We start from the raw sequence: 26,975 nt of genomic DNA on the forward strand, positions 1-26,975 counted from the left end.
GATCGTTCGAACCGTCAAAAACGAAGCGTCACCAGGAGTGCGGTCGCAGACGGTCTGCGCAGGTCGCGAAAAACGAGGCCCGCAGCCGCACTGGCAGACAATCAGGAAACGCACAAAGCGGCCCAGTTGCTGGCTGCAACTCGGCACCCCGGGCCATCTCCGCCACCATCATCAGTCCTGCGGTCACGCGACAAGAAAGCAAAACCCTTCTTGAATTCTCTAGGCGATCGCTGAATCTTCAAAGCGTTCCACCGGCCTTCTTGAACCAAGGCCTTGAACATCGGCTCCGCTCGTGCCTCGCTCCGCGATGTCAAAGCCTAAATTGTTATCGGCAATTATACCGAGAATTGATCGAGCATTGATCACGAACGTGGAAAACAACGACAGAACATCGCCATATGGCATCAAGTTCGGGCTGCGAGAGCAGAAGACAACGGCGGGACGCCGCCAGTATCAAATCAAACCTCCAGGTCAGATACGTCGCGTCGGAAACCACGCCACATGCGGACGACGAGCAGCAAGGCTAGAACCAGCAACACCAGGCTCAATGCTCGCGTTAACGTGCGTTGTTGTCCCGATACGTATTGCGTCGCCCAGAAGATCACGGTCTCCAAAGCAAGCATGCACAACAACAGCAGCGGGAAATAGAAACGCCCGAACCAACGTAGACCGCCAACGCCGAAGCGTCGGTAAACCAGGGTGCCAGTCAAGCCGTCAGCAGTTGTGTTTTGCATTGCGATGGTTTGCACTTCAGTCCGATAACATTTAAGTTCACCAGTCACGGACGATGGACGTTCCACTTCGGTTGACTGGCAAGCCGTGACCGGTGCAACGGTCTCGTTGCTCTGGCTAAGAGGCAGGTTGCCTCAAGGATTTGTAATGGATTCGAGTGGGCAGCTTAGGGCTTTACCACCCTCTTCGCTTCGAAATTGGCTCGATTGCACGCGTGACCTGACCGCTGTGACGCCCTGCCAGTGGCCTCGGCGCAGATCGCCAGCACGCGATCGACGGTGTCGTTTTTGCATGGCTCGATTGGCTGCTAAGTTTCGCATCATGCTGCACTCCCTTGAATCACTGCGTCGCGATAGCCACGCGGTGGCGAGCGGCCTCGTTCAAATTCATCGTGTGACACCAATGGCTTGCCGCACTTGGGACAACGCCCTGCATCGGGCAGTCCCGCTGCTTCACAGAACTCCTGCCAACTCAGCGGCGACTCGGCTTCGGGCATGGCGCTACCGAGTGCCGCATGAGCTTCAGTCAAGTGGCTGTGCTGGTTGCCGCTGTACAGCCCGTAGCCTCGCACGCTTTGGAACCGCCTGGGCGGCACGTGCTCGAGCAACCGACCCAAAAACTCGTCGACCGTCAAACTGGTCACGCCCTGACGATTGGGGACCGTGCGATCGGAGTTTCCCATGCGGAAGCGAAAGTAGACCCGGCCATCACGCTCGCACAGGATACGGTGGTTGCCGATCGGGCCTCCCTTCAGGTAGTTCGCCAAATAGGTTGCCACCCCATCGCCGTAGTCGTAACGCTCCAGGATCTTGACGTTCCAAACGGTCCGCCCCAGCAAGTTGAGCAGACTTCGCAATTTCGCTGGCGTCGTTGACGGTGGAACTTTCAATTCGCCCTTGGCCAGTTTCTCCAGTAGCATCGCTCGGAACTTGCCGCGAAACTTTATCATCAGCACCTTGCGTGGCAGCAAGCACGACTTCTTTGCGTGCTGCCACTTGCCATCACCGTCAAGCCCTCCGGCGGTCACCAGCACATGCAAATGAACGTGTCCGGCCAGCGTCTGGCTCCAGGTATGCACCGCCGCGAGTATCCCGACTTTGCCGCCCAGATACTTTTCATCGGCAAGCAGTTCTCGTAGCGTCTCCGCTGCGGCGGCAAACAGCGTGTCGGCGAACACCCCCTTGTTGTACCGCCACAGTGGCAACAGGTCGTGTGGGGTCGTGAAGATGGTGTGAAAGTGCGGACACGGCAGCAATCGATGCTTCCAGCCATCGAGCCAACGGGCACGCGGCAAGCCGTTGCAAATCGGGCAACAGCGATGGCGACAGGAGTTGTAGGCGATCTGGTCGAAGTGTCCGTCGGGGCAACTGTTGATGTGTCCACCCAACGCAGCGGAGCGGCAGTCTCGCATGCACACGGCTGCGCGAACCATGTCGAACGAGAGCCGATTTCGTTGGGCAAAGTCGTCAAAGTGTTCTTTGAGCAGAGTTTGGATCGTAGTGGCCATCCCCGTAGCAGAGCGGCGCTGAGAGCGGCGGTCAAGTTTTTGCTATGACAGCAAAGCAAGTGGGGACTCAACCGCGTTGGATTGAGAACGATGCAGGCAATTGGGGGTCGGAATGAAGAGACCGTGACGCGTGCGACGCAAATCAAGTTGGTCTCAACGGGCTGCTCGCGATCTTCACCACCCACAGAGCACACCTGTTGTAACTGAACAACGAGTTGACTCCAATATCAACCCCCCGTTTGGGCCAGTGCAGCAAGGTACTTATCGCCGGTTGCGGGGGTGATAAGCTGGTCCTGGGGCTGTTATCGCCGGTTGGACCTTCGGCTCCCTCGGTGACACGTGGAACGTTATCACCGGTGCGAGGGAGTGTTATCGCCGCTTGGGCGTCTGCCGAGTATGAGGGCTCTCGATTCTTGGGTCAAGCAAATTTTGAGGTCAGGAAGTCTGATTGCACGTTACCCGTTGTTGATGGAAATGACCTCGTTTCTGTCAAAGTGCACGTAGCGGTGGTGCCGCTACGTTTGTTTTGCGATCCTTGAGTGGCCGAAACATATCGCAGCACGCCCGCTTTCCGCTCTAACGCTAGCCCTGGCGCGGTGAGGTGTCTGTTTGCGGTTATGCGCCACTGCTTGTAACTGAACTTATTCGAGTTCGCTCAGTGGTGTCTCGATCAGTGGTGTCTCGATTGGCGAGTTAGTTTCGCCCACTTGCGAAACAGTGTTCTATGATGCCATCGACGCAATAGGTCGCGGTGCTCGCCACGTGTGCGCTCATCGGATCGCACGCATCCGATCGCGCTCACCTACCGGCGTCGCCGATTCTAGCCCGCTGCTCTTGCCGAATAGCACCCCGCCCCACCGATTTCCCCCCCGGCGCAGACTGCTGCCGATGCCGTTGAGCACCTTGCGGTGGTCGAGCCAAGGACGCCCGCGTTGAACGTTTTGCTGCCTAGGCAAACGAGAATGGATTGCATTGAATTCTCGGTAATGTCAGATCACAGAGGGCATTTAGCTTCGATCCGTTCGATAACGGTGGTAAGTCCCCCCGGGTGCACCGAGGTGCGTTTCGATGCGAAGCTCGAGCGCGCGGTGGTGCCTGGCGCTGAGGCCTCGGCGAGAGGAATGATCAGCCGCTGGCTGCGTGGAACAGTGACGGGACGTGAGGTGATCTCGCCGTTCGGTGAACGGCGGTTCTGTTTGGTGCTGGTAGACGCATTTCGCAACTAGGTTTACGTCGCTGGTGGATTTCGTGATGGTTTCGCAAACGCCATCAAAAGACACCGCGTTTTCCGCATTGGGGGACCTGCGCAGGACGCTGGCAAGTGAGCTTTCCTTTAGCGAAGAATCGAGGACGCTCTGAATCTATGTCGCTCAGCGTCTATGTCGCTTGAGATCTATGTCGCTCGGAATCTATGTCGCTCGGAATCCAGGGCATTTGAGATCCAAGATGCCCGTGGGGCGAGGATCCATGATCGCAAAGCGGCGTGCATGAATTGCGTCATGTCGACTTAGCGAGCGAGGCGCTCTTCGAATTCTAGCCGGGACGAGGAGTAGAGCATGACGTACCCAAACTTCTTCACCGCTTGGGATTTTGGAATTCGCATGTAACGGACGTACAGATCAAAATCGCCGCAGCTGGCAAGATAATCTAGGTCGATCGCTCCTCCTGCATCATGCCGATCGGTACACGCCTTCATGATTTCTGGATTCAGAGTGGCGATGAATTCGTCCAGTAAAACGCGATCTTCGTCGTATAGCGAGGCGGATGAAATCGGCGTTTGGGACAGACGTGTCGAATACATGTCCGTTGTTAAGATCAATAGCGATGCGAGCATCGTAATCGCAAACACAATGGCGGTACGCATTGAGCCCTCGCGTATGGGGGGAGTGGTGGGGAGCGTTTCTGAACCCTATGCCGCTTGAGATTGTTGAATACTGAATCGTGCCCAAAAAGCAGTGTTCGATGCTGACCCCGCTGGCCCTCCTATATCACGCATATTCCCCCTCTGTGTCGCGGGTGAAAGTGACGACACGAAGCGGAGACATCCCCAGTTCTTCGCGAACTTGTCTCCCCCGTTACGAGAGTCGAGCGTGATGGGAGTGGAACGCCTCGGACTCAATGTGCTGTTTTTGACTCGGTGTGAACGGGCGACGGATCCAGCGCCCGTTTACAACCCGGATTCAATCGGCTGTAACCCCATCGCAGCCTTGGGGCTGGATCCTGACTCAATTTTGAAGTTGGCAATGCATGCAAAGAAACAGTGCTACCCGCAAAATTTGGCTGCAGTTTTCGGCTCCCTTCGCATGGGAGTTGAAGTTGTTCATTTGGCGGCACAATCCTATGCTAGGCTTCCGTGTCCACGCTTGCCTTTGTGCAACGCCCTGATATCACGCTGCAGCTCGTTGCCACCTGTGCGGTATCTCTGCACCACCGCCCATCTTCGCCTCCTAAGAACGCTCTAGCTCACCGCGACAGGCTGACCGTAATCATCCCGATGCAGCACCCCACTCCTCGTTCTGTGAAGGCTGTCCCCCCAGACGAACTGGGGCTGAGTTTGCGATCGCGTTTAGCATGGTGTAAGCGAGTGCAGGCTTCGGTCGCGAGCGGATTGCAACCACCGTTGCTAGGCGTTAGAAGCAGCACTCCCATTGAACAGGATCCGCCTGAGGTTGGTTCTCGCAGACGACGATCGGGGTGGACATTGAGTCGCCCCCCTGTTGTCGAATTGATTCGCACGAGATTGATGCGTACGAGGACGAGTGTAGGAGCATTTGATGCATAGAGACATAAATCGCGAGCTGAATCGCAGTCCCATGGACTTGCTGCTGTCTTACCTGCTCATTGGCGGCGCCGTGCTGATTTGCTGTGGCACGTTCTATTTGCGTGAAGCGGGGCATCTTGAACGGATGTTGATGAATGAAGAGCGCAGTCGTGTCGACGCGTTCGCCCAATTCGTGGAATCGAGCTTGTCGCCGGTGGCGGACAATTTGCGGCAACTTGCCAGCGATGGCAGTTTGGTCCGCTACGCGACCAGCGGAAGCCCGACCGCACTCGAGCGAGCCATTCAGCAAGCCGTTGTGTTTAGCCGACTAAAGCCCGAATACGATCAACTGCGTTATTTGGATGAGCAAGGGCATGAGGTGATGCGTGTTAACCAATCGGGGCAAGTGGTCAGCCAAGCGGAGCTTCAAAACAAATCTCATCGACCCTATTTTGAAAGAGTACGCACGCTCGGGCCGGGGCAACTTTACCTTTCCGCTCTGGATCTAAACGTTGAACACGGTCGTATTGAAGAGCCCTTTCGCGAAGTGCTGCGGTTTGCGATCCCGGTATTTGACGATACGGGAAAGCGGCATGGCGTGTATGTCGTTAACTACCTCGCTTCCAACTTACTTTCGCATCTCGAAGCGATCCGGCCGGAGACGCAGCACCGATTGCGGATCATCAATGGCGACGGTTTTTGGTTGAAAGCGGCGCGTCCTGAACTGGAATGGGGATTTCTTTTTCCGCAGCGAAAGGTCCAGTCGTTAAGTCAAACCGAGCCCGAACTGTGGGACGAAATCGAGGCTCATCCCCAGGGCCAAACTCGCATTTCGACCGGGACATTGACATGGCGACGGGTCGGGCTAAGCGAGGGGATCACTTCGGGTGCAGATACCGCCAATATGATTTCAGAGGAAAAGTTCCTCGTGATCGCATCCGAGATTTCGAGTCAAGAGTACGCCGAGCTTTTCCTGCACCTGCGAGTCGCGTTTGCAATTGTCACGGTGACATTGTTAGCGATCACGCTTTTCGCAAAACGATCGCTGCGCTCGAAACAACGCGCCAGCGAATCGCTGCGGCGCAGCCAGTTAAGTCTCCGAGAGTCGATTCATTCAATGGACGACGCGGTCCAGGCCCGCGTGGCCGCTGAGTCCGCCAACCAGGCCAAGAGCGAATTTCTCGCCGCCATGAGCCATGAATTGCGGACGCCGCTCAACGGTATCTTGGGAATGAATGAACTGCTAATGAGAACGGAATTGACCGATCAGCAGCGACAATTTCTCGAGGTCGGCAGCACTTGCGGCCAATCGTTACTGCAACAAATCAACGATATTCTTGACTTGTCCAAAATTGAAGCGGGAAAGCTCGAGTTGGACATTCAGTCGTATGACCTCGAGTCGCTGGTGTTTTCCATCGCCGAGATGTTTGCCCTAAGTGCCCACCAGAAGGGCTATCCGCTGCATTGCCACATCGATCCCCAGGCATGTGCCCAGGTTCGCTGCGATGGAAATCGAATCCGACAAATTCTCGTTAACCTTGTGGGCAATGCGGTGAAATTCACCACTTCGGGCTGCATCACCGTGCGGGTCAAATGCGTGCAGCAACAAGGACGATCAATGCGGCTCCGATTCTCGGTGCAGGACACGGGAATCGGGATTTTGGAAGACCGGCGCGACCGACTGTTTAAGCCCTTTTCACAGGTCGACCGCTCCGCCACTCGCGAATTCGGGGGCACCGGATTGGGGCTCTCTATCTGCAAAGAATTGACGGAGTTTATGCAGGGAGAGATTGGCGTGACGAGTCAGGTTGGCAGCGGATCGACGTTTTGGTTTGAGTTGCCGGTCGAGCTTGCGTCCGAGGAGTTGCCGGTCGACATACATCGCCGCTCGCTGGCCGGGATTTGCGTCGTTTCGGTAAATGATACGAACCACGTGCGAGCGCAGGTCTACGACAGCTTGCGGGCTTGGAAATGCCCGTTCCAGCAGGTCGAAAGCCTCTCGGAGGCGCTCGCGGCCATCACCCAGGCGGAGTCCTCTGGTAATCCGTTTTCACGCGTCCTGGTGGATTGCCGATTGGTCGCAGCGGATCAATACGCGGAGCTCCGCGACTTTGCCAAGAAATGCCACCTGCCGATCATTGGACTTGGGGCGAGTTTAGACGGTCCGGCGGTGGAGGATTTGAGGCAGGCGGGCGTCGGGGGAGTGCTGCTCGATCCGGTTCGCCCGAGCGCCTTGTTTGATGCGTTGAGCTCGGCGATCGGATTTGCCGCATCGACCACCACGGCTTCGGCCGAGAAGGCATCGCAAGCGGGGGCCACGCCGCAGTCGCCGGCGATCAAAGCTCACGTGTTGGTGGCCGAAGACAATGGCATCAATCAGATGTATGTTCGCGAACTGCTTGAGCACATGGGGTGCACCTGTGACATCGCTAACAACGGGGCAGAGGCGTTGTCGTCGCTGGAGCTGAACCGCTATGACCTCGTGCTGATGGATTGCCAAATGCCCGAGATGGACGGCTTCGCCGCCAGTCGTGAGATCCGTCGCCGCGAAGCGTGCGGGGAACTGCCCGGCCGCCTGCCGATCGTTGCCCTGACCGCCAATGCCTTGAAAGGCGACCGCCAGCGGTGCTTGGCGGCTGGCATGGACGAGTATCTCAGCAAGCCAATTGAGTACGGGACGTTACGGAAAATACTGATGGAATTCATCAGCGTGCCAGGCGTCTCCACTCCCTCCTAAAGACGGCATGACGACGCGAGCCCGATTATCGACCGCTACGGGAATCCGTATTCGGGGTTTGTTGGATCAAAATCGAGATCGGTGAGCCCCACGTTGGTTTGGATGTCGTGATAGGTGTACGACTCTTGCAGCGGAGCGGCTTCGCCGGCTTGTTTGGGCCAGCCAAAGCTTCGATAGCGAAGGATGAGTTGGCGTTTGGGATCCATGACAATTTCGGCCAGTGAGAAATCGTCCTTGGTGCCCGCGGGTTTTGCGCGTGTGACTTGGATCAGCTCGCCGGGGACCTCGTCGAGCAGGAAGTTAGGTGTGATTGTGACCTTGATATCCGGATTTTCTAAATCGACTTGTCCTCGCTCGATCAATTTTTCGACCAGACGCACAATCCCGATCTCTGAAATCGGATAGCGTTGGCCTCGCATCGCGAGAAATCCATTGGGGTCCAATGGAGGAATCGGAGCTAGGCCGAGCAAGCCGGCTTCGTGAACAAGCAGTTTTCCGTCATGCAAGTCTTCGGCCCAGATGACCTCGCGGCCACGAACGGAATCGGGGGCTGTGAAACGCAAGTAGGCTCGCATGGCACCCGCTTCGGTTCCGTTGCGAAATCGCGTTTGCACCTTCAGTTGGATCTCGGTCTCTTCGCCAAGTTGGCCGCCATCGGTCGCTTCTTGTTTGACAAACCGAGCGGTGTAGCTCTCGAGTTGATGAACCATCGCCGCGCGCGCCTCGGTTGCGATCTCAAGCACTTCGGCAAGCGTCGATTCACGCGTCGTTGCTGCGGATGACGATTCGCTCAAGTTGCTTGCCGTGGAATCGGAGAGGTCGGTCGGCCGTGCGTGTTCGCTGCTCGCTCGGCCTGGGCTGCTGACCGCATTCAAAAGCAAACCGACTGCGACCGCGCTCGCTGTCAACGTCACCACTAGCAATCGTTTTTTGGGAAATCGCTGTTTGGGAAATTGCACGAGCCGAAACTCCAAACTGAGGTGAACGCAGCGATTGATTCGTGTTGCGAAAACGAAGCAAGGCCACCGGGGATAGCAAAAAGGTCGGCCTCGGAGAGGCCGACCTGTCGATTTTCAATGCGAACGTCGTCGGAATTAGAAATTACCGTTGTTTTGCATTTTCGCTTGCTGTGCTTGACGCACGGCGGAGCCTACCGCTTGCAACAAGCCTTCGCTGATCATCAAGCGTGACTCTTGACCATTGGCAATGGTTTTTTGCACCATGATCACGTCGCCACCATCGGTGGCTCGCGAAAGGGTGTCGATCATGGCCGCGATCACTTCGTTGGTGTTGATCGATTGAGCATACTGGAGGATCGGCAGCAACTTCACGCGGAATTGACCGATGGGACGAATTCCCGCTTGATCGGACGCACCCGAGTCAATCAATTGCTTCATCAACGATTCGCTGTCCTTGCCCACGGCAACGTAGACGGACTTGGGACCGGTACCGACATGGACACGCAATTGAGGGCCGAACATTTGTTGCAGCTCCTCTTCGCCTTGGGGAACCTCGGCTTCGATCAAGTGCATCGCGACACCTTTGTAGGTGCTTTGGTCAAAGGAGAATTTTGGAGCCTTCGGTTCGTTGCGAACCTTCTCGGCCAAATCCTTGACGATCTGAGCCGCCTCATTTCCATCGGCGATGAAGCTTCCGAAGACAAATTGGAAGTCGTTTTGGTTGGCGAGCAATAGCGCCCCAACGTCTGCTTTGCCTTCCTTTACGGAATCGCTGGCTAGTTTGATGATCCGTTCCAACAACGCTTCGACTTCTTCGCGTTGGTCATCCGAGAGGTCGTCGGACTTGTCGAGTGCGGCACGAATGGCGCCCGTTGCACTTTCAAAACCGGTGCTGGCGTTCTTGATCGCGTCTGGGCCGATCGACATTGCCGCGTGATAATAGGCTGCCGCGTCGTCGCGAATGACCGCAGCGAATTGCGAGGGGATCGCTTGTTGATCGCCGTAGACCGCGGCTAGCTTGCTTCCCGCAACGGCGGTGAACGAACCTTCGAACATCACTTGCTTGCCGGCTTGGTCGATGTTCCAGCCGAGTTTCAATTCGTCGGTGTCTTGGATCAATTGTGCGATTTGCTCAATCGAACCTTCGGCCATTGCCTTGGTTCCCTCGGCATCCGCTTGATCTTGTTTGGCGATCGCTTGCTCAAATCCTTGGCGGAGTTGAGTGATCAACATGTTACGGGTTTCCGTTGGCACCAATTGCATTTTCAAGCGAATGGCGATGTCATAGTCATTCCCCATTCCTTCGAACAGCGAGACTGGATTCGCCGGTGCCAAATCGAGCAACTCGCGGTTGCGAGCGATTGCAGCCCAGTTGCCCACTTGGCGAATGAACATCGTGTTCGCCCCGATGGCGATCACTAGGGTGCCGTCATCGAGTTCGTCGGCGGGGCCGGTTTGAGCCTCCAACCGCTTGAGGACGGTGCGGATATCCGCTGTCGGGATCAAGGCAATCGGCTCAGGGGAACCGTTGACGAGCGGCACCACGATGCCAATCGGTTGGTTCAGATCGACACCTTGGGTAAAGGTGCCTGCCATCATTTGGAAGATCCCGCCGAATTGGGGTTGGCCCACGACGCCAGTCAAATAATTGACATCTTGCATCAATTTATTCATCGAGCCGAGGGTCACAACCACAACCGGCTCGGTTGCGTCGGAGATCGCGGAGCCCGGCGTTTTCGCTTGAGGGCTCTCTTGGGCATGCACCGCGGGGGAGGCGGCTGCAAACAGGGTTGCCGATGCAAACGCAATTGCTGCAAAGAGCCGGCTGACCGTAAATGAACGACGGAAAGGCATTTTCAAACCATCCTTAGGGAAATCGAAGCAAGAGAATCGAACGTTACTTATTTGCGCCCTGCGTGAGCAAACCGCTCGTTAACAACAAGCGTGTACCGCTGAAGTTCCAATCCTGGATCTTGGCGGGGGGCCGCAGCAACGATGCTGCATCATAAGAGAGTTCGGTGGGGTGTCTATCCGGATTACCCACGCGCTGCGGTAATGGTTTCAAGATTGCCAAAGAATGCAACCGGCGTTTTGCAAACCGGTGACTGCGGCATGCGGTTCCAGTCGCCGAATTGGACACCTTGGACCGATTTGTGAGCGCCGCGGTCGACCATGAAAGGGGACTGGCGAATGTGTGGTTCGACTATGACGACTATGACGTGAACCGAACACTGGGGTGGCCTGAGCACTGAGTGAGCTGAACACTAAGTGAACCGAGCACAGGGTGAACCAAACGCTGGGCGAACCGATCGGCCCGTCCCGCTGTGCCAACCGGAAGCTTTGGTGGCAGAAGAAATGAACAGCCCGCAGTGTGCTAGCGTTCTCGGAAGATGATCCGACCCTTGGTCAAATCGTACGGCGATAGCTCGACTCGTACCTTGTCGCCCGGGACAATCCGGATGAAGTGTTTTCGCATGCGGCCAGCCACATGGGCCATCACTTCGCTGCCCGTCTCGAGTTGGACGCGGAAGCGGGTGTTGGCGAGCGCCTGGGTGACGGTGCCTTCGACTTCGAAGGCCTCTTCTTTCTTACTCAAGTGACAAAAACCTGATTCGTGTGAGTGTGTTCGCTGGAATTAGAACAGCGTAATGTGGCATTGCCTAGTCGGACAGGAGCATAATGTCGCGAGACACCCGTTAGTGCGGCGATAAGCGGCACAAAGCATAGGTTACGACGTAGTGTTCAGGCCTAAAGGCGATTGGCCCGCCAACATGGCGGGCCATTCTGATCCCCAAGCGTTGGGGTGCATCTGTCGTGCCACAGTCTCTTTCGAAAAAGAGCAAGCGGTTAACGCTTACTGAACTGGACACCCCGACGAGCACCACGAAGGCCTGGTTTCTTACGCTCTTTCATGCGTGAATCGCGAGTCAGGTAGCTGCCGTCGCGAAGTGGTTCGTGGAGGGCTTCGTCATAGCTAACCAAGGCGCGAGCCAGGCCCATGCGGACGGCTCCGCTCTGTCCCGTCATGCCACCACCGTTGACACGGACGATCACGTCGACCTGTTCGGTCAAGCCAACGGCCTCGAGCGTTTGCAGGACGCAAGTCTGGTCTTGGGCGTTTACGAAGTACTCGCTGATTGGCTTCGAGTTGACCACGATTTTGCCGTTTCCAGCACGAACTCGTACGCGAGCGACGCTGCTTTTGCGGCGTCCCGTACCAAGCGCGTCACCGTTGATTTTGTCCTTTTTTACAGCGACCATAGGTATCAGTCTGTGTTGTATTTTTTCAGGTGGATTAACAGCACGTGAGGAAAGAGACCGTCACGCATAAAGTTGGGGGTAACGAATTCGCAGCAGAGGACTGCCGGAATTACTGGTTGGTTTTCAGCTTTTTGCCGGTTCGTTGAAGAACCGCAGGCTGTTGTGCCGTGTGGGGATGCTCAGGGCCCGCGTAAATCTTTAGCTTTTTCAGCATTTGGGTCGCCAACTTGTTCTTGGGCAACATGCGGCGGACCGCGTGCAGGATCAAGTCTTCAGGCTTGCGTTGTTGGCGATCGCCGTAGCTTTCCAAACGCAGGCCGGGGTGACCGGTGTACCACGTGTAGTGACGAACATCCATTTTGCGGCCCGACATCGCAACTTTGTCCGCGTTGGTGACGATCACGAAGTCGCCGCAATCGACGTGCGGTGTGTATTCAGGACGATGCTTGCCCATCAAGACGACGGCGATGTCACTCGCCAATCGACCGAGGATTTCGTCCGATGCATCGACGATGTGCCACTGCTTTTCTACTTCGCCGGGCTTGGCCATGAATGTTCGTTGAGCAACCACGAGATTGACTTTATTTATCGAGAGCAAAGATTGTTTTTGAGGTTGATCCGCCTACGCACGGGTTGCCCCGGTTACTGGCGAGAATCGAGGAATTTATCGGTCGAGGCGGTTCCAGACAAGGCCTTTTGTTTGAGATTCCCGTTGGATTGCACTCATTTTCGGTTAAATAAACAGTTTGCGGTACATGTTGTGCCCCAGGATCGCTTGGTTTGCCGCAAATCGGGGCGGCGTCGCGTTCGTCCCGTTTTAGAACCAAGTCGACCGCAAACTCCTGTACCGCTGAGTTTTTCCTTCCACTTACAATGCTTGCAAAGTGAACCTTTGCAAGCTCCCGCACTCCGAAATCGCTTGCCTGCGTCTGGGCGCTAGGGCCCAAACCGCTCGAGGTAGCGATCGAGTTTCAGTTTGCGACGGGCACTGTCGCTCGTCATGTAGCGAACGCTGCCAAAGATGGGCCGCTCGGGGCCCCACGCACGGTCGAACCGACCGAGGGTCCAGAAAATTCCGCTATACGAATTCGGGTCGCGCCCATCGAGGGCGTATTTGTTGTTCAGCTCGATCATGATGTGCAACGCCTGTTGAGGGGTGGCGGTCCAGTGCAGGATTTTTTTGCCCCACAACATTCTCATGTAGTTGTGCATGACGCCGTTGCGAACGAGTTCACGCTGGGCGGCGTTCCAGAGCGGATCGTCGGTTTGGGCCGCCTCGAACTGGTCAAGCGTGTAGGTTTTTTCGCGAGGGTCGCTTTGATGCTTGCGGAGCGTTTTCAGCGCCCACTCGGGAAGCGTGTCGAATTGGTCATAGGTGTCGGGCTCGCGAAAGGTTCGATTGAAGCTCATTTCACGCCATGTGAGCAGTTGGTCCAAACACGCTTCGGCGGACTCGCTGGTATTCCAGAAGTCGTGATTTTTTCCGTTCGCCGCTGACACCTGGTTGGGAGTCCAATCTTCGTGTGCAAGCAGCTTGTCGACGATCTCGTGGGCCGAGATATGGCCAAAGTGAAGGTGCGGGCTCAACCCCGTCGTCGCTTGTTCATTGGGATGGTTGCGATCTTCGCTGTAGCGTGCCAAGTCGTGCTTGATAAACCGGCTCAGTCGTTTGTGGGCCGCCTTGGCTCCACCACGAACGGTCTCGCTTGGTTTGACTTGATGATCGATTGGAATCTCACAGAGTCCACCGGGGGCCAGTCGTTTTTCGATATCGGCGACGGGCCAGCGTTTCGTGATTTTGGTGGGCAGTCGATCGAGCGTCGGCAATCGGACTTTCGCCAAAGGATTGGCCTTCGGCATTTCCAGTAGTGCATTGAGGATGTTTTTTTGCATCCAGCGGCGGTAGCTGTGGGCCACGGTGAAGGTGCGGTCGGGAAGTTGCAGCGGGATCACGCCATTGCTGTCGACGAGTTCAAGACGCGCGGGAATCCGATCTTTGACTGCCTCGATGATGTGAGGCAAAAAGAAGCAAGGGTATTCGTCGGTCACGACGGTGCAGGCCTTTTTCGCCAGCATGTGAAGCAGGGGGCTGGCCACGCCCGGCTTGGGTTCAACGTATGGGTAGTACGTTACCGGTTGATTCGCTAGCTCGGCGGCGTTGTCTCGCATGCCTTCGATCACAAACGTATGCATTCGATCGCTCGCCCAGCGGTAGCGGGCGCGAAGCGGTTCGAAGACGACTAGCGGCTTGCCGAATTGCTGGGCTCGGTCGACGGCATGTTCGAGGGCAAAGTTGTAGTGCGTTCGCCGAAACGCGATCATCCAATACAGGACATAGTCTCCGTCCTCGCGGAGGGGGTGGTGATTGGCATCGCGGTGCCGAAGCGAGGGGATCAACATAGCAAATCAGGGTGTGAGGAGTTGGAGCGAGGCACCGCGACGACGCATCAATCGAGTTTCCCTAGCAAGCTTGCCGCATCGAGCCCTTCGACCGATCGCACATGCAGGTCGCGTTGTGGGAATGCAATCTCGATGTTGTGGGCGTGAAACGCGTCGTCAATCGCCAGATGTAGTTCGTGCTTCAAGCGGCGATAACTCATCACCCCTCCGACAAACACCCTCAGTTCAAATTGGAGGGTGCTCTCACCAAACTCATTGAAAATCACCATCGGCGCGGGATCCTCCAGCACCGAGGCGTTTTTTTCGGCGACTTCATACAGTAGTTTCGTTGTCAACCGCGTATCGCTTCCGTAGGCGACGCCGATCGAGGTCACCAACCGCAGACTCGCATTGCTGAGCGTCCAATTCACCAAGTTTCCGGTCACAAATTCTTTGTTGGGCACCACCAATTCTTTATTGTCCCAGTCGAGGATGGTAGTCGCTCGGATGCGAATTCGAGTCACCGTGCCGGTCACGTCGCCAATCGTGACGGTGTCGCCGACGCGTGCGGGCCGCTCGAATAGCAAGATGATGCCGGAGACAAAATTCGCGAAGATCTCTTGTAATCCGAAACCCAATCCAACGGTCATCGCCGCGACCAACCACTGGACGCTCGACCAACTGACCCCCAGGAATTTAAACGTGGCCAGGACCCCGATGACGATCATGACGTAGCGAGACATCGCACTCGCGGCATAACGGGCTCCCGCATCCAATGGCAACCGTTGCAACAGCGTGATGTCCATCAAACCGGGGACGTTTCGACAGGCGATCACGGTCAAAACGACGGAGACTATCGCCATAATCAAGTCCCCCAATGTGACCCAGACCGGGCCGGTATCCGAGTTCGTCGAATGCAGGACGTTCAACCACAACGGATAACGATTCACGACGCCGAGTGCGGGAAAGAATTCGCTCCACGTCAGGTACAACCCAATCGCCCCGAGTAAAATCGGCAATAAGCGAACGAAGCGTTGGGCTTGTCGATTCAAATCGGACAACTGAACATGGCCGGCACTTTCGATGATGACTGCCGCATCGACCGGCATCTCCGGAGTCGCTTCCTTGACGAGCGCCAAGGCTTCGCGGCGTTCGCGGGCTCGAGCGATCGCAACGCGGCGATACGTGATCAGCAACCAGCGCATCAGCAGGGCGCGGACAAAAATCAACATCGACACCAGGGCGACGGAGACCCCGAATCGCCAGCACAATTGAACGGCGGCGTAGTGGTATCCGGCCAGCGATCCGGCCATTAAAACAACAGGCACAAACGTCACCAGCGGGACCAGGGCCCATCCCACCCCGGCGCTCCACGTCTCCGATGCGGCGCGAACTTGGGGCATGATCGTGCTTCGTGGCCCCAGCCATCTCCATAGAATCACCGCTGCGGTGAGCATGGCAATCGAAAACGCCAAACGCCCCAGGGAGGTTGTGATCCATTCGTCGCCGCGTCGTTCGGTATACAACACCACGACGGCGCAGGGGACGATGATTCGCGCACTCCATACCAAGCCGCGACGAATCATTTGCGTTGCGGTCACGTCCCAATCAAAGTGATCTTCCGCAATCCCATCGGTTCGAAAAACATGCCGCGCAAAGTCGATCGCGTACATCAACACGCCACCGCGAAATAGCGTTTCGCCGAACGTATGCAGCGGCGTCCCAATCGACGTTGCGTTCTCGAGTCGCCAAGCGATCCACCAAACGACCAAGGCGCCCGGCGCGGCAAGCAAAATCGTCATCAGCACGGCGGTGGCGGTCGGAGTAAGCTGTGTGGCGTTGGGACGCGATGCTTCTTGACCGAGTCGGGCAATCTTCTGTTTGATCCGGCCACGAGTCATCAATAGCCATCCGATCAAAAGCCAAACGGGAACCGACGCGAATGGATTTCGGCGAAGGTCGCCGAGCAATACTTGCACCCCAGCGATCCACGTTTGGAGGCGAAAGGATTCGCGAAACGGCTCGCTCCACGCGATTCCAGAGAAATTCCAGATCGGGGGCGTGCTGGGGACCCATAACACGTGTTCGGAAACAAAGGCGGCGTGCTCGTCGATTAAGTCGGTCAATCGCCGCTGTTCGACCTCGAGATTGCTCAATCGGCTCAAGCGTTTTCTGGCGATTTCGGTCAACTCGCGATACAGCGTCAAGCGATCGTTAAAGACGCGGCGCAGTTGGTCTTCAACCGATTCACGGTCGTCCTCGGGGATCAAGCCTGCGTGGTTGTCGATGTATTGCGCGACCGCCGAATCAAGATCGAGTAACTTTCGCCGCTCGTTCTCCCACTTGAGAATCAGCACGGTCAATTCACCGATCTCCGTACGCCGCTTCTGTGATTCTTGGTAATGGGTCGAGGTGCTCGGCAGCTCGTTTTTCTCGTTCCGTAATAACAAGCCGATCTCTTCCGAAAACTGAGCCGCTTCGGCTTGTTTACGCGTCTCGGTAAATTGCTCGTTGCGAGCGAGGTACTCTTCGCGAGCCACCACGATCGCTTTGCGATCGTTCTCAAGCTGCTCTAACAAGGTCGTTTTCTTGTTGGCCAAAGCGAGGTTGAACTCGACGGCATCCTTGAGTTCTTGATCCGCCTTCTGAACCGCCTGGACCGCTTGATTGGCTTTCTGCATCGCTTCGGCTTGCTCGGCCTTGGCCAGGGCGGATTGCAGATTTTCAACCTGTTTCTGCTGTAACACCTGTTCGCGAGCCGAGGCATCGCGTTGCAGCGCGAGCAAACGCTGGGCATCCTCGGAAACCTGCGTTTCGAGCGCGAACAAAGCTAACTCATCTCGCAATTGTTTCGTTCGAATTTGTAACAAGGTGCGTCGCGCACCCAAAATCGGATCGGACTGGCCCGCCCCGATCTCGCTGAGCTGTTGCTCGGCATCCACCAGCGCCGAACGCGACGTCGCGATCAACGCAGGTAGTTCCGCGATCCGTTTGCCCCACAGTTCGACCTGTTCGTTGAGCGTTTTAAGTTGTTGGTCCAGCACGGCTAAATCGGCAACCGCTTGGCGATGCAGCGGCTGCAATTGCTCTAGTGAAACTTTGCTTAACGCTTGAGGGTCATCCGCTTGCCGGGCGACGAGTTTCTCAAGGCGACTTTGCACGCTTTGGATATCGGCGGCGGCGGTCAACGATTGTTGCGTTAGCAAATCGATTCGTTGCTTGGCGAGCTGGGACTCGTCGAGCCGTGCGATCGCTTTCTTGAGCAGATCGGTGATCTGTGTTTTTTGCGTTTCATTCAAATCGACCGAGCTGGCGACCAATTGGATACGCGTCTCCAGATCCGTTTGGCTGGGCCCCGGCGGTTCGATGGGGGCGACCCGCTCCGCGGGCCCGGCTGATGCTGGCGGGTCTTCCGGCGCGGGTGACGCCGTGCCCGTGCCAGGGGCTCCCGTGCCGGGGGTGTCTGTGCCTGGGGTGTCTGTGCCTGGGGTGTCTGTGCCTGGGGTGTCTGTGCCTGGGGTGTCTGTGCCTGGGGTGCCTGTGCCGGGGGTGCCTGTGCCGGGGGTGCCCGGCGTTGGGGCCTCGGGAGCTGCGGTGCCCGGCGTTGCGGACTCCGGCGTTGCGGACTCCGGCGCCGTCGGCCGGGGCGCAGGTGACGGCGGCGAATCGGTTTGTGCGAACGCTTCGCAGCTTGCCAAGGCGAGCGTCAGGCAAAGAATGCAGCCCAGGCTGAGGCGAATTTTGCCATCGGATCCAGTCCATGAAACGCGAAGGGGGGAATCGTGCTCAACCGAAAAAGGTAGACGACGCAACGGAGTCTCCATTTGAGTCGAAAACCGCTTGCCGGACGACGAAATAGCCGTCTGAAACCGCGATCGTCTCTCAAGCTTAGGCAGCTTAGCGGCGCGTGGTCAAATGTTTTCGCCGCAGAAAATCGTCGCGGACTGGGGAGTCTTTCGCGTCGGCCATTGGAACGCTCCGCCGGTTTGTTTTTTACCTGGCGTCCTAAATCGAGTGACTTAAGCTACATTCATGCTGAGCGATCCCGCATTGCCGGTTTGCTTGATTTTTTGTTTTCCGTTGTTCGTGATAGGAAGAGGTTCCCGACGTGGGACGTAGGCGACGATCGATTCCCTGGGCGTTCGTGTTGGCAATCGCGATCGCATTGGTTTGTATTGCTTACGTGTTTGGGGTGGCGTGGTGGCAATCACGCGGTTCTTCGCATTACAGCGCCGCGGATCTGTACCTCACGCGGATGATTGACGTGACGATCGCCGCGTGGCTGTTTTGGATTGGGGCCTCCATCGGCAGCTTTCTCAACGTGGTCGCATGGCGAATGCCGCGTCACGAAAGTGTGAATGGACGCTCGTATTGTCCCCGTTGTCGCTCGCGACTCAAAGCACGCGATAACTTTCCTGTCTTCGGTTGGCTTGCCTTGCGTGGTCGCTGCCGCACGTGCCGGTTGCCGATCTCCCCCCGCTATCCGATCGTTGAAGCGGTGGTGGGGATCTCGGTGACCTTGGTCGGTATCGCCGAAATCTATCAGCTGAGTTTGCCCTACCAAAGCACACACTTTCACGGCGGCGCGCTATGGACCCCGGTGGTCGATCAAGCGGTGCTGGGAACCCTGCTCTATCATACGATCGCGATTGCCTTGGCTTGGGCGATGGGATTGATTCGCATGGATGGCCATCGGCTGCCGAGACGCTTGACGTGGACCGCCGCGATTCTAATGGTCGGGGGGATGGTTGCATTTCCAAGCGTGATGGCCGTGCCGTGGCAAATGCAGGTTGCCCCCGATTGGCGAGCTGGCGGGTTGTACTTCGATGCTCTAATGCGGGTCGTTACCGCATTGGTGGCGGCGACCTTCTTGGCCCGATGTTTGGCCCGGGGGTTATGCGTGGGCGCGGACCTGAAACTCGATCCGCTGGGAAAATCGACGGCTCGTTTGGTCGATTTGATCACCGTGATCGCCGTGCCGGCATTGGTGATCGGGTGGCAATCGCTATCGGCGGTGTTGGTCGTCGGATCCTTGGTCGCCCTTGGACTGGGGCGTGTTTTGCCGAGCCGAACCGACATGCTGGGCCGCTTTGCGATCGCGATGCCGATCACCCTTTCGTTGGCGATCCTGTTCTGGCGACCGCTGCACGCGTTGCCGCTGTGGCCATCCGTAGGCAGCTCGCCCTGGGTGCTGTTGGCAGCCGCAGGCGTGGCTTTAATCGCCCCGGTTTGGTTGCGAGAATCAACCACTGCGTCCCCCCAAACGATGCCGATTCGCGCGGCGGATGCGGACGACGAGGACGCGGACGACGACGACGACGACGACGACGACGAGGACGAGGAAAAGGATGCGGATGCGGAAGACGAGGAAGACGACGAAGATGGCAATGAGGACGTCGCCGAAGAAGGGGAAATCGCAGGTGACGAGGGGGATGACCCCCACGAACCCACCAAGCCGACGGTTTTGGAAAACTGACGAGGCTTTTGAGTTATGATAGGCATTCCCCTATCCTGCGTCTCCTTTTGCGTGAAACGATTCACTTGAAACAAGGTTGTCTGCTCGTGAGAATTTTTGGTTCTGCTCTCCTCGCTCTCTGCTTGTTCGTCGGTGCCGTGTCGGCCGAAACGACCCGCTTGGTTCTGGTTGCGGGTAAACCATCCCATCCGCCTCGCATGCACGAATTCAATGCGGGCGTTCAACTGCTCGCCAAAAGTCTCGCTGCGGTACCGAACCTCGAAACCCAAGTCGTTTTGAATGGTTGGCCCGCCGACGAGTCGGTCTTTGCGAACGCTGACGCGGTGATCTTCTATATGGACGGCGGCCGGCGACATGAAGTGGTCCAGGAAGCGGGGCGGCGTTTGAAGGTGATCGACCAATGGGTCCAAAAGGGAGTGGGCGTCGGATTCATGCACTTCGGCGTCGAAGTGCTGGCCGATCAGGCGGGAGGAGAATTCAAACGTTGGATTGGCGGGCACTACGAAAACATGTTCTCGTGTAACCCGTTTTGGGAACCGATGTTTGTCACCTTGCCGGATCATCCGATCACACGCGGCGTCAAGCCGTTCCAAATCAAGGATGAATGGTATTTCAATATGCGATTTATCGCTGACATCACCGGCAACGAAGCGAAGCAGGTCGACGGCATCAAGTTTCAACCGATCTTGGTGGCCGTACCTTCGGACGAAGTTCGCGATGGCCCCTACGTTCATCCCAAAGGTCCCTACGCTCATATCCAAGCGTCCAAAGGCCGCGCCGAAGCGATGATGTGGGTGGTCGATCGAGAGGACGGCGGACGCGGACTCGGATTCACCGGAGGTCATTTCCACGACAATTGGGGCAATGACGATTTTCGCAAAGTGGTGCTCAATGGCCTGCTCTGGGTGGCCCAGCACGAGGTGCCTGAAAACGGCGTCGAGTCGACGGTCACGCAAGCAGATCTCGACGCCAATCTCGACAAAAAGAACCGCCGCTAATTTGTCTTCGCCCCAAGGGGGCGTTTCACTCGACCGCCGGCGAATCTCTGCGGGCGCCTGCGGCGTGATCGCATGGGTGGGTAATCGACCGCTTGCGAAGGACCTTTCGATCGACGGTGCCGTGTGACGTGTTCTTTGCGGCGGTGCCGTGTGACGTGTCCTTTGCGGCGGGACGTGTCGCCACGTCCGCAACGTCACTTGGGATCTTGGCGATCACCCCCGTTTGAACGCGAGGCTCAGGCGTCGCCGAAATGTGCTTTGGCAACCATTTGAGCGCCCTTGATATCGAGTTTTCCGGTTCCCAATAGCGGGATCTCCTCGACCTGCAGAAAACTGTCCTGCGAGGGGATGAATAGGTTCGGCAACCCGGCGGCGACCAATTCCGTGCGGACCTCGTCGTAGGTTTTCGAGGTCGCTAGGTGCAGCACGATCAAACGCTCTCCTTTTTTGACATCGGGAACGGCGGTCACGCAGACCATGGGGCGATCGGCTACGGAATTGTCATCGTCGGCTTCGATCGTCTCGGCGTCCTGGTGGCAGTTTGCGTAGACCTTCGCGATCTCTTCTTCGACTCGTCCGTGCGGCACCATTTCGCCGCCAATCTTCGAGAATCGGCTCAGACGCCCTGTGATGAACAAGAATCCTTGGTCGTCCACATGGGCGATGTCACCGGTCACGTACCAGCCGTCTTGAACGACTTTACGAGTCAACGATTCTTGATTGACATAGCCCTTCATCACGTTGGGGCCGGTCACTAACAACATCCCGTTCTGACCCGTCATTTGCTCGGTCCCGTCCTCGGGTGACACGATCCGTACGGCGACGCCGGGAAACGGCCGTCCGACACTTCCTTCGATGCGGTCGACTTGATATTTCGCAGAGGAACGCGTGGGAGGAATGTTGACAGAGACCAAGGGGCTTAGTTCCGTGGTTCCGTAACCTTCCACCGGTCGGATGCCGAAGCGTTGTTCAAAGGCATCGAACAAATCGGCAGGCATTTTCTCGGCCCCGACCACGACGACATCGAGCGAGGCAAAGTGCTCGGGTTCCACCCGTCGCAGGTAGCCGCGCAGAAAGGTTGGCGTGCCGAGGAATACGGTCGCTTTGTATTTGGCAACCAGTTTGCCGATTTGTCGCGCATCGAGCGGATTGAAATGGTAAACGCCGGTCGGCCCGAGTGTCATCACGGACCACAGCGTCACGCTGTAGCCGAACGAATGAAAGAAGGGCAAGATTCCCAGCACGACATCGTCGTAACCGAGCCTCACCGTGCGACTGACCGCATCGACGTTGTGGCTGATGTTCGCTTGCGTCAACATCACGCCCTTGGGCATCCCGGTCGACCCGCTGGTGAAGATGATCGTTAGCAAATCATCCTCGTTCACCTTGTGTAATCCCAGCACTCGATCGAGCACCACGGCGGGCAGCAAGACGCCTTGAATGAACGCGACCGCTTTGTCCCAAGCGGTGATCTTGTCACGCAGCGATTCGAGCAAGACGACGGCGGCGTCGAGTTTCAAATCCAATTTGCTGAGGAACTTTTCGCTCGTCAATACATGCTGGACCCCCGCATCGTTGATGCAGTGATTCATCACACTGCTGCTGACGGTGTAGTTCAGATTGACGGTGACACGGCGGTCCATCGCCAGCGCAACATTCGTCGCCACACCTGCCACGCTGGGCGGCAACAACACCGCGACGGTGGATTCGTCACGCCCTAGGATTTCGCGACGCAGCACCCGCCGTAGCGCCAACACGCGGATCAGCAGATCGCGTCCGGAAACCTCGGTCCCCATCGAATCGGCGCACTGGATTTGACTTCCTTTTTTTCGCCACACGCGGATCACGCGACGTGCAAGAGTCGGGTACCTATGGCGATGTTCCATCGCCGCGCGAGATCCCAGCGATTGGACGTTCGAGCGAACCAATTCAAGCGGCGCATCGGCTGGGAGCGGTTCGCCGATGTACAACGTGATCGTGCGGCGCAACTGGGTGGGGCGTTTGAAGAAAAACTTGCCTCCCGAAAAACTGAAGATGCTGCCCCACATGCCCTCGAGCCAAACGGGCATGATCGCGGCATCGGTCCCCTTGAGTATTTTTTGTACCCCCGGTTTGAACGCTTGTAATTGTCCCGTCCGTGTGATCGTGCCTTCCGGGAAAATCCCAATCACCTCGCCGTGATTCAAGCCTTCGCGGGCGGTCTTCAACGCTCGTCCAATCGACTTGGGGCCCGAGTACATCAAAATCGTGTCAAAGGCTTTTCCCAAATAGCTGCCGATACGGGTGTTGAAATTGGCTCCGTCGACGATGAATCGTACGTTTTTAGGCAACATCCACAGCAACAAAATGCCATCGATCCAGGAAACATGATTGCTGCAAATCACATAGCCGCGATCGCGGGGCAGATGCTCGAGACCGATGACCTGCTTGCGATACAGCAGCCCCAGCAACGGGCGCATGAATCCACGCACAAATCGGCGAGGCGAAAAGATCGCCAATAGCAATACACCGATGGCCAAGACGACGACGACCAGCAGTCCAATTTCCGATCCACTCACTTTTTATTGCCTCTAGCAAAAATTTCGTTTTCGTCGCAAACAATCGGTACAAGCCGTTCCGCCACGAGTCTTGATAATCCTGCGTTACCATAAACGAATGACACGGGGGGCGAAATCAGACTGGTGACGATGCCGTGGAGCCAAACGTTGATGGAGCCGTACCACGGGATGGTTGCGCCATAAAAAAAGGGTGCCCGCTTTGGAACCATTTGCCACGACAACCGATTTGCGGTGGAGGACGACTTTAGAGCCGCCCTCCTTCGGTCGCAGTGAACTCGGCATACACGGGCAAATGACTGGTCACCACTTCGGCCTCGGCGAGACTCATGTTGTACACTCTCAAGAAGTCGAGTGCTCCGCCACGGCCGAGATACTCGCTGCAGGAAGTCGTATCCATCAAAATATTGCTGGTTTGATATCGGCCAAAGATGTCCGTGGGTACACTTCGTACCGCCGCGGCCACCTTGTCTGCAGCGAGCGTGGGGACCAAGTAAGCATCGTCCGCTTGGAACAATCCCGCCAGAATGACGTCGTCTTCGCCCCGCCCGTCGCTGCGCACACTTTTGACAATCTTCGGTAGCAAGGCCACTTCGCTGGGGGCTTGGCCCAGATCGACGCGAATGTTGACGAGTGAAAACGTCCATGCCTTGTCGACCCCGGGCTCGGCGGTTTGAAACCAAGCGACCAAGGGATCGTAACCCATTTGGTTCTGGGGATCCGCAATCGTGTAGGTCTGGTTGCGATCGACGCGAACGCGAGTGGTATCGAACACAAACGCCAACTGTTCTTGACGCCCGGTCGGACCGTTGGCCTCCCCGAGGACATAGTCATAACGGCGACCAGATTGATTGATATCGTCGACCAACCGTGGGATCAAGTCTCGCTCGATCGCGGCGATTTGTTGCAGAGCTACAATGTCGAACTGGTGTACGATCCGCACGACGTTCTGGCGCACGATGGGATTGCCCAGCTTGGTCGGGCCGAATCCATCCAAAGCCCAAGAGGCGATTCGCAAACTCTTAAAACGCTTAGCGGGTGAAGCGGGGGCAATGTTGCCCGGAGCGACGCCAGCGGCAGACCGACTGGCCAAAGTAAACGGGCTATCGGATGTTGCGGTGGCGGGGGAAGACGCGGCGTTGGATCCATAGCGGTCCGAATCGCTGCTGAATTGCGATTCGCCCGGAAAGCTGGTCAGCTCAGCGTCACCCCACAACTCTTGTTTGGGCGAAACACTGAGCCCATCAAGGCCTTGAATATTGTAGTTTTTGAAAAAATACCAGCCGCCACCGGCAAGTAGCAGTACTACCACAGCGACTTGAATCGGATTGCCACGGGTAGAGTCTTCCATTGCTCGGTAAAGGATCGGTCTCTGGAGGAATGCATGAATTTGAAAGGCGGGTCAAGATTGAGGTGAAAACGCGGTCGCAGGCCCGAAGGTGCCGCGACACCATTCCGCCTCTAACATCATCGATCCCGCGGGGGCGGTTTCATCAAGCCGAGTCGCGAATTCCAACGGTCCGATGCGAAATGCCCTTGCTTGAACAATCCAAGAACTGCATTCGTCACATTCGCTAAGCTTTAACGCCATTTCTGCAGTGCAGCCGAATTTTGAAACGGCTCCATCACTGACACGGCCGCAAACTGGCGTTACGATACTCCCCTGTGGAACATGTGAATTCCCGTGTGCGAAACGTGATTGGGCACACCCCAATCAAGATTGTCCGTTTTTTTGTCCCCATTCTTGCGAGCTGATACGAACCGTGAGCGAATCCATTAACGTCGACGTCCCTACCGTTGGTGAATCGATTAGCGAAGTGCAGATAGGTCAGTGGCTTAAGCAAGAGGGCGACTGGGTCCGAAGCGGTGAAGATCTGGTCGAAATCGAAACGGAAAAGGCATCGGTTCAAATCCCCGCCCCCGCATCGGGCATTCTTGAGAAAATCGTCAAGGCTTCCGAAGCTTTTGCGACGATCGGTGAAACGATCGCTTCGATCCGGCCCAGCGAATCCCCCGAAGGAAATGACGGGGCTCCCGCCTCGGGTGGGGCTGCTCCGGCTGCCACCCCTTCCGCTCCGGCCGCCTCAAACCCCTCGGACGCTGCTGCGACGGCCAGTGGTCAAGCCGCGACGTTTGCGATGCCTGCGGCAAAGCGATTGCTCGAAGAACACGGGCTGTCGGCCAGCCAAGTGCCTGCGTCGGGTCCCGGCGGCCGTTTGCTCAAAGAAGACGTGCTGACGTTCGTTCGCAACCGCGGCAATGCTCCGGCTCCGGCTGCCGCACCTTCGCGTCCAGCGCCCGCCGCAGTGGTACCGGCCAGTCGCCCTACCCCCTCTACCTCGCTGGTCGCCGAATCGTTGCCCAACCGCCGCGAAGAGGTCAAACCGCTCAGCATGTTACGTCGCACGATCGCGGCGCGATTGGTCGAGGCCCAACAGACCGCGGCGTTATTGACGACGTTCAACGAAATCGACATGCAAAATGTCATGTCGATCCGTAGCAAGTACAAAGATGCGTTCGCCGAACGCCATGGCGTCAAACTCGGATTCATGTCCTTCTTTGCCAAAGCCTCGGTCGAAGCCTTGCGGCGTTACCCGTTGGTGAATGCCGAAATCCGCGACGACAATATCGTGATGCGTCATTACCATGATATCGGGGTCGCTATCGGAGGCGGAAAAGGGCTTGTCGTCCCCATTTTGCGAAATGTCGAACGGATGTCGTTCGCCGATGTGGAGCTTGGAATCAGTGAATTCGCACGCCAAGCGGGTGAAAATCGTCTGCAACCTGCTGACCTGATTGGCGGAACCTTTACGATCAGCAACGGGGGCGTCTACGGCTCGCTGTTGAGCACACCGATCGTCAATCCTCCTCAAAGTGGCATTCTCGGACTGCACTCGATCCAAGAGCGTCCCGTCGCGATCGATGGCAACGTCGTGATTCGTCCGATGATGTATATCGCGTTGACCTACGACCATCGCGTGGTCGATGGCCGTGAAGCGGTCGGCTTCCTGAAAACGATCAAGGAAGTGATCGAAGACCCCTCGCGGCTCTTCCTGGAACTGTAACCGCGGCCGCGGAAAACACGGCCATGCCTTCGGTCGCTTTGGTGTTCCCCCAACGCCAAAGCGACTTAAATCCGCGGCGACTTGAATCGGTGACGACTTGAATCGGTGAAGACTCCATGCCGAAAATCCAATTGTGATCGCAGGGCGAACGGTTTAAGACGCGCGATTCGATGGATTCCGGGCCAAAGGCCCCGCAACTTGCCCAGCCTGAGCCCAACGGGGCGAGGTTTTCTTGGCTTGCGCCGCTCCGCTATAAAAGCGACCCGTTTAGCGTCAACGTCGATGGCATTGCCAGCGCAGACCGGGGCGTTGCCTGGCTATGCAAACGCGCAACGGCTAAACGGACGCGGCGGGTTCGGATTCGCTGAAAAAAATTAACGCGAGTTGTGACAATTCGCACACCGTGGCCGCTTGGCTGTGCGTCGGTGCACTCGTTCAGGGTGTACCGCAGGGATCACACTTGTCGCAAATCGGCGACTGGATCAACCCATTCGGGGTTGGCATTGGAGGGGGGGCGTTTTTGGCACATCAAATGCAACGCCGAG

General features: G+C 57.0%; 16 protein-coding genes. 4 read left to right on the forward strand and 12 right to left on the reverse strand.

Annotated features, from left to right (window positions below; translation table 11 throughout):
* Positions 1-458: 458 nt before the first annotated feature.
* The 3 genes from Pla52o_RS19690 to Pla52o_RS19700 all read right to left on the reverse strand — a co-directional run bounded on the left by Pla52o_RS19690 (position 459) and on the right by Pla52o_RS19700 (position 4,103).
* Complete coding sequence (locus tag Pla52o_RS19690) at positions 459-734, reverse strand: hypothetical protein (RefSeq protein ID WP_146596354.1); 276 nt, start codon at positions 732-734, stop codon at positions 459-461.
* Positions 735-1,051: 317 nt separating this feature from the next.
* Positions 1,052-2,239: an IS91 family transposase gene (locus Pla52o_RS19695; RefSeq protein ID WP_146596355.1), complete on the reverse strand. Its 1,188-nt coding sequence runs from the start codon at positions 2,237-2,239 to the stop codon at positions 1,052-1,054.
* Between the two features lie 1,507 nt (positions 2,240-3,746).
* Positions 3,747-4,103, reverse strand: coding sequence for a hypothetical protein (locus Pla52o_RS19700; RefSeq protein ID WP_146596356.1), 357 nt, complete (start codon positions 4,101-4,103; stop codon positions 3,747-3,749).
* 910 nt (positions 4,104-5,013) lie between these two features.
* On the opposite strand from Pla52o_RS19700, the gene Pla52o_RS19705 reads away from it, so the two are divergent.
* Positions 5,014-7,737: a hybrid sensor histidine kinase/response regulator gene (locus tag Pla52o_RS19705; protein WP_146596357.1), complete on the forward strand. Its 2,724-nt coding sequence runs from the start codon at positions 5,014-5,016 to the stop codon at positions 7,735-7,737.
* 35 nt (positions 7,738-7,772) lie between these two features.
* On the opposite strand, the gene Pla52o_RS19710 is transcribed toward Pla52o_RS19705, so the two are convergent.
* From Pla52o_RS19710 to Pla52o_RS19740, 7 genes are all read right to left on the reverse strand, one after another.
* Entirely contained in the window at positions 7,773-8,696 is a 924-nt protein-coding gene (locus Pla52o_RS19710) for a DUF1571 domain-containing protein (protein ID WP_146596358.1), read from the reverse strand.
* A 135-nt stretch (positions 8,697-8,831) separates the two neighbouring features.
* Positions 8,832-10,550, reverse strand: coding sequence for a hypothetical protein (locus tag Pla52o_RS19715; RefSeq protein ID WP_146596359.1), 1,719 nt, complete (start codon positions 10,548-10,550; stop codon positions 8,832-8,834).
* Positions 10,551-11,070: 520 nt separating this feature from the next.
* Positions 11,071-11,292 carry a translation initiation factor IF-1 gene (gene infA, locus Pla52o_RS19720; protein WP_146596360.1) on the reverse strand — a complete coding sequence of 74 codons (222 nt, stop codon included), beginning with the start codon at positions 11,290-11,292 and terminating at the stop codon, positions 11,071-11,073.
* 251 nt (positions 11,293-11,543) lie between these two features.
* Positions 11,544-11,957 carry a 30S ribosomal protein S9 gene (gene rpsI / locus Pla52o_RS19725; protein WP_146596361.1) on the reverse strand — a complete coding sequence of 138 codons (414 nt, stop codon included), beginning with the start codon at positions 11,955-11,957 and terminating at the stop codon, positions 11,544-11,546.
* Between the two features lie 109 nt (positions 11,958-12,066).
* Positions 12,067-12,528, reverse strand: a complete 462-nt coding sequence (gene rplM / locus Pla52o_RS19730) for a 50S ribosomal protein L13 (protein WP_231612492.1) — start codon at positions 12,526-12,528, stop codon at positions 12,067-12,069.
* A gap of 365 nt (positions 12,529-12,893) precedes the next feature.
* Positions 12,894-14,357, reverse strand: coding sequence for an FAD-binding domain-containing protein (locus Pla52o_RS19735; protein WP_146596362.1), 1,464 nt, complete (start codon positions 14,355-14,357; stop codon positions 12,894-12,896).
* 47 nt (positions 14,358-14,404) lie between these two features.
* A complete protein-coding gene (locus Pla52o_RS19740) occupies positions 14,405-18,148 on the reverse strand; it encodes a mechanosensitive ion channel domain-containing protein (RefSeq protein ID WP_146596363.1) in 3,744 nt (1,247 codons plus the stop codon).
* A 296-nt stretch (positions 18,149-18,444) separates the two neighbouring features.
* Between Pla52o_RS19740 and Pla52o_RS27075 the strand changes: the two genes are divergently transcribed.
* Together Pla52o_RS27075 and Pla52o_RS19750 are read left to right on the forward strand one after the other, a co-directional pair.
* Positions 18,445-19,812: an A24 family peptidase gene (locus tag Pla52o_RS27075; protein WP_197169380.1), complete on the forward strand. Its 1,368-nt coding sequence runs from the start codon at positions 18,445-18,447 to the stop codon at positions 19,810-19,812.
* 197 nt (positions 19,813-20,009) lie between these two features.
* Positions 20,010-20,810: a ThuA domain-containing protein gene (locus Pla52o_RS19750; protein WP_146596364.1), complete on the forward strand. Its 801-nt coding sequence runs from the start codon at positions 20,010-20,012 to the stop codon at positions 20,808-20,810.
* A gap of 236 nt (positions 20,811-21,046) precedes the next feature.
* Here the strand turns inward: Pla52o_RS19750 and Pla52o_RS19755 are convergent, their stop codons facing one another.
* Both Pla52o_RS19755 and Pla52o_RS19760 read right to left on the reverse strand, forming a co-directional pair.
* Positions 21,047-23,368, reverse strand: a complete 2,322-nt coding sequence (locus tag Pla52o_RS19755) for an AMP-binding protein (RefSeq protein WP_231612493.1) — start codon at positions 23,366-23,368, stop codon at positions 21,047-21,049.
* A gap of 244 nt (positions 23,369-23,612) precedes the next feature.
* Positions 23,613-24,716, reverse strand: coding sequence for a deoxyribonuclease I (locus Pla52o_RS19760; protein WP_146596365.1), 1,104 nt, complete (start codon positions 24,714-24,716; stop codon positions 23,613-23,615).
* A gap of 412 nt (positions 24,717-25,128) precedes the next feature.
* Between Pla52o_RS19760 and odhB the strand changes: the two genes are divergently transcribed.
* On the forward strand, positions 25,129-26,430 hold the full coding sequence (gene odhB / locus Pla52o_RS19765) for a 2-oxoglutarate dehydrogenase complex dihydrolipoyllysine-residue succinyltransferase (protein WP_146596366.1): 1,302 nt from the start codon (positions 25,129-25,131) through the stop codon (positions 26,428-26,430).
* Positions 26,431-26,975 lie beyond the last annotated feature (545 nt).

Origin of the sequence: Novipirellula galeiformis (assembly GCF_007860095.1) — a bacterium.
GTDB classification, from domain to species: Bacteria; Planctomycetota; Planctomycetia; order Pirellulales; family Pirellulaceae; genus Novipirellula; species Novipirellula galeiformis.